Annotated in this window: 1 protein-coding gene and 1 pseudogene; one reads left to right on the forward strand and one right to left on the reverse strand. The window is 39.1% G+C overall.

Annotation, left to right across the window (positions count from 1 at the left end; all coding sequences use genetic code 11):
* A pseudogene (locus tag E3E28_RS10735) lies at positions 1 to 130 on the forward strand (regulator); the annotation flags it as partial.
* 54 nt (positions 131 to 184) lie between these two features.
* Here E3E28_RS10735 and E3E28_RS10740 read toward each other — a convergent pair.
* Positions 185 to 516: putative toxin-antitoxin system toxin component, PIN family (locus E3E28_RS10740; RefSeq protein WP_167915450.1), on the reverse strand; the 332-nt coding region annotated here is incomplete at its 5' end.

Consider the following 516-nt stretch of genomic DNA (forward strand, 5'->3'; position numbering starts at 1 on the left):
AGTCGTCGCGGAAGATCCTGAACTTTATCCAGAAGCAACGCTCACGATAGTTACTGAGGGGTCAATCCCCGGCGACCTTATAAATGAACTCTCAAAACTCGAAGGAGTCAAAAAAATTTCAATCTACTAATCATAAGTTAGTGAGGATGAATTCATTTGGATTATCACATGAAAGCCTTGCCCTTCAGGGCGGGGAGGAGGTCAGATCATCAGCATGACCAACCAGCTTAACAAGTTCTCTATCTTCTTCAAATTGAACTCTTGGAGAAACTCGCTTAGTATGATTCAAAACCAAATGATAAATAGCTTTGGCTTTTTCAGGTTTTCCAACAAGCAGACCAACAATTGCAAGAGTTTCTTTCATCTCTTCAATAGTCTCCTTAGAACCATAATTAACCAGCTTATCCTCACTGAGAAGACTTAAAATCTTCCAAGAAGGACTACGTTTAACATCTCTCGATTTTAAGGCACTGATTAAAATAGAAGTATCCAAAACTACCTTGAGTTTAGGCATTC

The sequence above is a fragment of the Thermococcus sp. 21S9 genome, from assembly GCF_012027635.1.
Classification (GTDB): domain Archaea; phylum Methanobacteriota_B; class Thermococci; order Thermococcales; family Thermococcaceae; genus Thermococcus.